4 protein-coding genes and 3 pseudogenes are annotated in these 8,643 nt (G+C 56.7%); 5 read left to right on the top strand and 2 right to left on the bottom strand.

Annotated features, from left to right (window positions below):
* The coding region (locus KGB28_RS30635) for an NAD(P)(+) transhydrogenase (Re/Si-specific) subunit beta (RefSeq protein WP_223449158.1) at nucleotides 1-152 on the top strand (152 nt) is incomplete at its 5' end.
* 81 nt (nucleotides 153-233) lie between these two features.
* Here KGB28_RS30635 and KGB28_RS30630 read toward each other — a convergent pair.
* On the bottom strand, nucleotides 234-1,337 hold the full coding sequence (locus KGB28_RS30630; RefSeq protein WP_223449157.1) for a GlxA family transcriptional regulator: 1,104 nt from the start codon (nucleotides 1,335-1,337) through the stop codon (nucleotides 234-236).
* A gap of 535 nt (nucleotides 1,338-1,872) precedes the next feature.
* Between KGB28_RS30630 and KGB28_RS30625 the strand changes: the two genes are divergently transcribed.
* The 3 genes and pseudogenes from KGB28_RS30625 (at nucleotide 1,873) to KGB28_RS30615 (ending at nucleotide 6,203) form a co-directional block, all read left to right on the top strand.
* On the top strand, nucleotides 1,873-3,006 hold the full coding sequence (locus KGB28_RS30625) for an alanine--glyoxylate aminotransferase family protein (protein WP_223449156.1): 1,134 nt from the start codon (nucleotides 1,873-1,875) through the stop codon (nucleotides 3,004-3,006).
* Between the two features lie 319 nt (nucleotides 3,007-3,325).
* Nucleotides 3,326-3,975: pseudogene (locus tag KGB28_RS30620) on the top strand (transposase).
* Nucleotides 3,976-4,343: 368 nt separating this feature from the next.
* Entirely contained in the window at nucleotides 4,344-6,203 is a 1,860-nt protein-coding gene (locus tag KGB28_RS30615; RefSeq protein WP_223449155.1) for an ABC transporter ATP-binding protein, read from the top strand.
* 236 nt (nucleotides 6,204-6,439) lie between these two features.
* Here KGB28_RS30615 and KGB28_RS30610 read toward each other — a convergent pair.
* Nucleotides 6,440-7,869 (bottom strand): annotated as a pseudogene (locus KGB28_RS30610) (IS1182 family transposase).
* Between the two features lie 139 nt (nucleotides 7,870-8,008).
* On the opposite strand from KGB28_RS30610, the pseudogene KGB28_RS30605 reads away from it, so the two are divergent.
* Nucleotides 8,009-8,485: pseudogene (locus tag KGB28_RS30605) on the top strand (HIT family protein); the annotation flags it as partial.
* Nucleotides 8,486-8,643: the final 158 nt, after the last annotated feature.

Genomic DNA, 8,643 nt, shown 5'->3' with positions numbered 1-8,643 from the left:
CGTTCAAGGCCAAGACCATCATCGTCAACAAGCGCTCGATGGCCAGCGGCTACGCCGGCCTGGACAACGAACTGTTCTACCTGGACAAAACCATGATGGTGTTCGGCGACGCTAAAAAGGTCATCGAGGACATGGTCAAAGCCGTCGAGTAAAACCTGCCTCAGCGCAACACTAAAATGAAGCGCCCCCCCTATCCTGCGAACGTTACGCTTTCGCAGGATAGGGGTGAAGATTTATAGACGAACGCTGGCAAAAGTTGACTCGTTACGTGCCTGGCTCAAAGCTGATATCGAACCGGCCAACGGCGAGAGCACCAATGCTTGCGGCAGCGGTATCATCGCCACCTGCTGCGCGGTATTGGAACCGACGCGCTCGTCACGCGGCGGAATGCCGAAGTATTCGCGGTAGCACTTGGAGAAGTGCGGCGTGGACACGAAGCCACAGATCGAAGCCACTTCGATGATTGACATCGGTGTTTGCTTGAGCAACTGGCGCGCACGGACCAGACGCAGTTTCAGGTAGTAACGCGACGGCGAGCAGTGCAGGTACTTCTGGAACAGCCGCTCCAGCTGACGACGGGACACGTCGACATACACCGCCAGTTCGTCCAGGTCGATCGGCTCTTCGAGGTTGGCCTCCATCAGCGCGACGATTTCCTGCAACTTCGGTTGATTGGTGCCGAGCATGTGCTTGAGCGGCACGCGCTGGTGATCCTGCTCGTTGCGGATGCGCTCGTAGACGAACATTTCCGAAATGGCCGCCGACAGCTCACGCCCGTGATCGCGGCTGATCAGGTGCAGCATCATGTCCAGCGGCGCGGTGCCTCCGGAGCTGGTGAAGCGGTTACGGTCGAGGGTGAACAAACGGGTACTCATTACGATCCGCGGGAAAGCTTCCTGCATCGCCGCCAGGCACTCCCAGTGCACGCTGCAATCGAAACCATCGAGCAGTCCGGCGCAAGCCAGGGCCCAGCTGCCGGTGCAGACCGCACCGAGGCGGCAGGCCTTGCGGGCCTGGCTTTGCAACCAGGATACGTGCTCACGGGTAACGGTGCGCTGGATGCCGACGCCACCGCAAACGATGATCGTGTCCATTGGCGGGGCTTTGTGCATGGAGGCGTCAGGGGTGATTTGCAGGCCATCACTGGCCCAGACCTGGCCGCCATCGACGGTGAGGGTGGTCCAGCGATACAGCTCGCGACCGGACAACTGGTTGGCCATCCGCAGCGGTTCTACAGCGGACGCCAGAGAAATCAGCGTGAAATTGTCCAGCAGCAGAAAGCCGATGGATTGAGGCGCACGGTTCTGGGGTTGGGCCCCGGAGTTGAACGTCGTCATCGCGGTATCTCCTCACACAAAGCGGGTGAATGGCCTCAGGCAAAGGCTCTTTTTATTCTCCCATCCAAAAGTTGGTGGGTTTATTCCTATTCAATCTGCAAAGGTCATACCCAATTACATAACTTTGAGTGGATCCAAAAACGACATCACCCAATGTCTCTATGCTGAGGGTTTGCAGGGCGGGAGCCATAAGGAAAACGCTTGAGTTTGCGCCTGTGTTCATCAATGTTGTGCACTTTCGTAGCATATACGCGAGAGATGCCTATAAACGACAACTTACTTGTCACCGACATCCACATGTCGGTTTTTGAATAAAGTAACAACCAATGCCCCGATTTGGGCTGACACAAGGAACCTTTAAGGCCCACCCTCCCACAACTCAGCAGCCACCTGCGAGCATTGCTACGTCCAGTAATCGACCTGATGATTCCAGCCGCTCGACAGAAGTCGCAATTCAATCCCGAGTAATCTTGTCATTTGCCAAGGCTTAGGGCAGGTTCGATACCACTGACATCTCTGCCAAAGGAGTCACCCCATGTCAAAGCTATATCCCAGTATTGATCCCGAGGGGCTGGTCGAGTACTCAGTGGTCTACACCGACCGCTCGCTCAACCACATGTCGCAGTCATTTCAAGGCGTGATGAAGAACATTTCCAGGACCCTGAAACAGGTCTACAACGCCCAGGCTGTTGCTGTGGTCCCGGGCAGCGGCACATTCGGCATGGAAGCGGTGGCGCGACAGTTTGCCACCGACCAGCAATGCCTGGTGATACGCAACGGCTGGTTCAGTTATCGCTGGAGCCAGATCCTTGAGATGGGCAACATCCCGGCGGCCACCACGGTGCTGAAAGCCCGGCCGGTCGACACGGGTCGCCAGGCTGCCTACGCCCCACCCCCTCTGGACGAAGTGCTGGCAGCCATTCAGGCTTCGAGGCCGCAGATTGTCTTCGCCCCCCACGTTGAAACCTCATCAGGGATTATCCTGCCCGACGAGTACCTGCGGGCCGTCGGCGACGCCGTGCATGCGGTGGGTGGCCTGTTCGTGCTGGACTGCATCGCCTCAGGCACGCTTTGGGTTGATATGCACAAATGCGCAGTCGACCTGCTGATCAGCGCACCGCAGAAAGGCTGGAGCGCCTCCCCTTGCTGCGCCCTGGTGATGCTCAGTTCTTTGGCCCTCGAGCGCATCGAACAGACGCATAGCAGCAGCTTCGCCTGCGACCTGAAAAAGTGGCTTCAGATCATGCAGGCCTACGAACAGGGCGGACATGCCTACCATGCGACCATGCCCAGCGATTCCCTCGCGCGATTTAACGAAGTGATGAAAGAGACACAAGCCTACGGTTTCGACAAGGTCCGCGGCGAACAACAGGCTCTGGGCGATCGGGTGCGCGCAATGTTGACCGGCAAAGGCATCAAAAGCGTGGCCGCAGCCGGCTTTCAGGCCCCTGGCGTAGTGGTGAGCTACACCGATGATGCCGACATCAAGAGCGGCAAGAAATTTGCCAACCACGGCCTACAGATCGCCGCCGGAGTGCCGTTGCAATGCGACGAGCCGGCCGACTTCCAGACCTTCCGCATCGGTCTGTTCGGACTCGAAAAGCTGCACAATATCGAGCGCACGGTCAGCACCCTCGAGCAGGCACTGGACGAGGTGATGGTTAACTAAGCCCTCATCTTGCCCGCGGCACATAACGAACTTGTGAATTCCAGGAAGGCATCCTGCCCTGGGCACTGCCGGCCCATGGCGCTGATCTTCGACGAATATGACGCGGGTCGCCCGGACGTCATGTTAGAACCATAAGGGAAAGCCCGTGCACGCGTCTTACTGACACGTGTGCCCTTCAGCGCTATCAGAAAAGGTTTCCAACGAAGCCTTTCACGGGGCGTGATGATCGGCGGCTGTATGACTTGGATCGACCCAGGCCGTGTGAAAACGCCAGTGATTGTCTAACCTTCTGATCGTCTAGATCGTATCGGGGGCGATCATGAAGCGATTCATTGAGGGTGAGACTCGGACGCAGGTGATGCTGCTGCCGGAGTGCCTGGACGACTACGTAACCGAAGAAAATCCAGTCCGAGTGGTCGACGTTTTCGTCGATGAACTCGACTGGGTGCACTTGGGTTTGAAGGCGTTGATCCTGCTGCAACGGGTCGTCCGGCCTACCATCCTGCGATCTTGCTGAAGATCAATATCTACGGCTATCTCAATCGGATTCAGTCCACCCGCCGGCTTGAGCGTGAGGCCCAGCGTAACGTCGAGTTGATGTGGCTGACGGGGCGTTTGGCTCCAGATTTCAAAACCATCGCCGACTTTCGCAAGGACAACGGCAAGGCTATTCGCAGTGTCTGCCGGCAGACGGGTAAGGAGCGCCGTGTGAAGCGCTGGGAACATGAGGCGGTAATCGACGCAATGCAGGCTCGGCTGGAGCATGACCCGGGGAAGATGAGGGTTCGCCGCCAGACTGTTGAGCATCCTTTTGGAACGCTCAAATATTGGATGGGAGCCACCCACTTCCTGACCAAAACACTTCCGCGGGTAAGTACCGAAATGAGCCTTCATGTGCTCGCCTACAACCTCAAACGAATGATGAGCATCTTCGGCATCGCAGGACTGCTTGAAGCGATCAGGGCATGAATCCAGCTGCTTGCTCGCCCGTTAGTAGCCGTTTGGGCCGCTGACGCGGCCCAAACGGTATTACGAACGTCTATGTAGCTGACTTAGGTAATTCGCGCTTCCGCCCGCTGATTCCACAAGCAAGCCTCGCGATTCTCGGTTTTCGACGTATTTAGCGCGTTTTCACCCAGCCTGGGTCGAGAGCGGCGCTCCGAGATCGCCCGTCTTGGCCCCGTCGACTTGGACTTAAACATTGTCTGAGTTCCCCCACTCGGCAACCCAACTTCCAGGGCAACATGCCAATAGAGCCATGCCCGCCACTCCATATAACCCTCAAAGTAACCTTTAAATGGCAGAATCTCCTTAACTTGATCGTTTCGGAGACCACCATGCTTCGCGCATTTGAACAAAGACTCGACCCCTTCCCGCCCGACGAGATACCACCGCCACCCGAAGGCCTGGCTCGGTTCCTTTGGGCGTGCACACGAGGCGCCCGCGGCTATATTCTTGCGTTTGCGCTGCTCAGTGCCGGAGTGTCGATCTACGAAGCCTGGCTGTTTTCTTTCCTCGGTCAGGTCGTGGATCTGCTCTCGACCTGGCAGGCCGGTGGTGATGCGGCTGCGCAGGAGAGTCGCGTGTTGTGGGGCATGGGTATCGTAATGCTTACCAGCATCGGGCTGGTGGCGTTGCGTACCATGGTGCAGCACCAGATATTGGCGATCAATCTGCCGTTGCGGCTGCGTTGGGACTTCCACCGCCTGATGCTCCGGCAAAGCCTTTCGTTCTTTTCCGATGAGTTCTCCGGCCGGGTCACCACCAAGGTGATGCAGACTGCGCTGGCCGTGCGCGACGTGCTGTTTACCCTTATCGAGATCGCACCCGGAATCGGGGTGTATTTCATCGCGATCATCGCACTGGCCGGCGGCTTCGCACTGAAGCTGATGCTGCCCTTCGTTGCCTGGATCGTGTTGTTCGGGCTGGCCATGCTCTACTTCGTCCCCCGCTTGGGGAAAGTCGGACAGGAACAAGCCCATGCGCGGTCGTCGATGACCGGACGTATCTCAGACGCCTACACCAACATCACGACAGTGAAACTGTTCTCCCATTCCAATCGTGAAGCGCACTTCGCGCGCGCGGCCATGGAGGATTTCAAGCAGACCGGCTTCCGCCAGATGCGCCTGGTCAGCCAATTCGAGATCGTCAACCAAGCGTTGGTGGTAGCGTTGATCATGGCAGCAGGCGGTTATGCGCTTTGGCTGTGGCACCTGGGCGAAGTCGGCACAGGTGCCGTGGCGGCGATTACCGCCATGGCGTTGCGTATCAACGGCATGTCGCACTGGATCATGTGGCAAATGACCTCGCTGTTCGAGGGCATCGGCACCGTGCAGGATGGCATGGCAACCCTTACCCGTGGCCCAAAGGTTCAGGATGCGCCGGACGCGGGAGTCCTGGTGACCTCCGGCGGAGCGGTAACCTTCGACAACGTGAGCTTCAACTACAATGGCGAACGCCAAGTGCTCGATGGCCTGAGCCTGAACATTCGTCCGGGCGAAAAAATCGGCCTGGTGGGCCGCTCCGGCGCGGGCAAATCCACGCTCATCAACTTGCTGCTGCGCTTCTATGACGTCGACAGCGGGCAGATTCGCATTGACGGGCAAGACATTGCGCACGTGACGCAAGACAGCCTGCGCAGCGCCATCGGCATGGTCACCCAGGATACTTCCCTGCTGCACCGTTCCATTCGCGACAACATCGCCTACGGCCGACCCGATGCAAGTGACACACAAATCCGCAGTGCCGCGGCCAATGCCCAGGCCGATGAGTTCATCAACCAACTGAGCGACCGGCAAGGGCACACCGGCTACGACACTTTGGTGGGCGAGCGCGGCATCAAGCTTTCGGGCGGCCAGCGCCAGCGCGTCGCGATTGCCCGAGTGATGCTCAAGAACGCCCCGATCCTGCTACTTGACGAGGCTACCAGTGCGCTGGATTCGGAAGTCGAAGTGGCCATTCAGGAAAGCCTCGATGAAATGATGGAGGGAAAAACCGTAATCGCCATCGCCCATCGGCTGTCCACGATTGCGGCGATGGATCGACTTATTGTCATGGACGATGGACGCATCATCGAACAGGGCACCCACACCGAATTGCTCGCCAGGAACGGCATCTATGCGCGGCTGTGGCACCATCAGAGTGGCGGGTTCCTGGGTGAGGATCGGGGGGTGACCGAGGTTATGGATCAGGTATGAGCGTGAACGGCCGGGGATGATCTCCAGGCCGCTGCCTTGGGTCGTTTTCGGCCCTTCGCGACAGGCAACAATCGGCCCAGAGTGTGTAAAAACGTCAGATTGGGTTTTCTATATCGACGCTAGGAGACCGTGCTCACGTTTCGCAAACTGATCAAGGTCACGACACTTCCAGGAACAGTTAAAACGGCTCAGCAGCCTCTTAAAGCCCTTTGGATGGGTTAAAAAAAGACCGGTTTTTACACCGTTAACGCTTTCATCAAACCAGTGGTTCCGATGATTTTCATGACCCGTTTCAAGTTGTAGGCGAGTACATTCAAGCTCATCTCCGCACTCACCCCGTTAAGCTTTCGGGTCAGGAAGTGCGTCGCACCCATCCATTGCTTGAGCGTCCCGAAGGGATGCTCAACCGTCCGTTTTCGGATCCGCATCATGTCCGGCGCGTTGGTCAGTCGGGCCTGCATTTCCTCTAATACGGCTTCATGCTCCCAGCGTCGAACTCGTCGTTCCGTACTCGGTGTGCACTGCGATTTCAAGGCGCAGCCCGGCATTTCGAACTCCAGTAACGGTGTAACTTCAGGCCTTTTTCAACGTTGGTATAGCGCCAGATCAGCGCCTCTCCAGCCGGACAAATGTATTCGTTTTTCGCTGTGTCATAGATGAAGGCATCGTTATTGAAACGTCCGTCTGCTTTGGCTCCAGAGGTCATTGGCTTGGGCACATAGGCGGTGATGTTAGCATCGTGACAAGCCAGGATTTCTTCGCTTTTGAAGTAACCTCGGTCAGCCACTACGGACAACGTTTCCGACGCCATCGCTTCGCGGGCCTGCTTGGCCATCGAGCTGAGTTGATCGCGGTCGGAACCGACGTTGGTAACCTCATGCGCAACGATCAAATGGTGCTGGGTATCGACCGCTGTCTGCACGTTGTAACCGACGATTCCAGTGCCGCGAGTCATCATGGAGCGGGCGTCTGGATCGGTCAGTGAGACCTGTTTATCCGGCGATTCGTTGAGCTGAGTTTCAATGACCTGTAACTCTTTCATCTGAGCTTTGAGCTTGTCGATTTTCTCTTGCAGACGAGTAGCCTTGGGCTGTGCGATCGAGGGTTCTTGCCGATCGGCTTCGTCGAGCGCAGCCAGATACCGATTGATACTCGATTCAATTTCTTCCATTCGCCGCTTCAGTTTGGCGCTGGTGAAATTGCGGTCGCGGTTGTTGACGGCCTTGAATTTACTGCCGTCGATGGCAACCAGATTTTCTCCGAATAATCCCAGCTGCTGGCACAGCACCACGAACTGGCGGCAGACGCCTCGGATGGCCTTGCTGTTGTCTTTTCGGAAGTTGGCGATGGTCTTGAAATCGGGCATCAAGCGGCCGGTCAGCCACATCAATTCGACGTTACGCTGGGCTTCTCGCTCCAGGCGCCGGCTCGACTGAATACGGTTGAGATAGCCGTATATATAGATCTTCAGCAGGATTTCAGGGTGGTAAGCAGGCCGGCCTGTGTCAGCTGGAATAGCGCCATCAAAACCCAAGGAGACCAGGTCAAGTTCGTCAACGAAGACATCGACTACGCGCACCGGATTGGTATCGCTGACGTAATCGTCGAGGCTCTCGGGAAGTAAGGTGCCTTGACCTCGATGTTCACCTTGAATAAAGCGCTTCATGGGCGATCCTTGCGATGAAATCCTCAGAAATCATAGCAAGGGTTTGCGGAGGCGTTTTTACACACTCTGGGCCACTAGCGGACGTAACCATGATGCCTCGATATTCTGTGTGACCGATCGACGAAGGACACCCACGCACATGGAAATTGCACCACGATTCATCATTCATGAAACCGATCATTGGATACTCAATCATCACATGTCATCTGCGCTCCCTGGTTATTTGATGCTGGGTTCGCGGACTCACGCCAACTCGCTGGCCGACCTTCCGGGTTGTGCCTTGGCAGAGTTGGGTGGCCTGCTCGCAGCAGTTCAGAAAGCCATTGAATCGCGACTAAAGCCGAAGTGGATCTACATCAGTCGATTCGGCCATGTTCCTGGCTATCCCATTCATTTCCATTTCATCCCTGTGTATCACTGGGTCGAAGAACTGTTCTGGAAGGATGCGAGATACAGACTCTTGGAGACCTTCGCTACAGCTGAAAACGCTCAATCACTGACTGACGGAGCAGAACTGACACTGTTCATCTGGCGCGAATTTGGGGAGAGCCCGGAGCCACCAGCCACCCAAGGACCTTCCATCAACCAAGTCATTAATGATTTTCGCGGATCATTCAAACAGGACGACAAGTCTGCCCGCTTCGGGTCCAGGCTGTGTGAAAACGCACTGAGTACGTCGATAACGGAGAGTTGCGTGCGTTGCCTGCGAAACAGCAGACGGAAGCGCGAATTACCTTAGTCAGCTACATAGGTGTTCGTAAATGCGATTTGGGC

This window comes from Pseudomonas sp. BF-R-19 (genome assembly GCF_019956445.1).
Lineage (GTDB): Bacteria > Pseudomonadota > Gammaproteobacteria > Pseudomonadales > Pseudomonadaceae > Aquipseudomonas > Aquipseudomonas fluorescens_BH.
This window is presented reverse-complemented; position numbering and strand designations above follow the sequence as displayed.

Coding starts and splice junctions, on each gene's coding strand:
- KGB28_RS30615 (WP_223449155.1), top strand. CDS start 4,344: ATGCTTCGCGCATTTGAACAAAGACTCGACCCCTTCCCGCCCGACGAG.
- KGB28_RS30630 (WP_223449157.1), bottom strand. CDS start 1,337: ATGACGACGTTCAACTCCGGGGCCCAACCCCAGAACCGTGCGCCTCAA.
- KGB28_RS30625 (WP_223449156.1), top strand. CDS start 1,873: ATGTCAAAGCTATATCCCAGTATTGATCCCGAGGGGCTGGTCGAGTAC.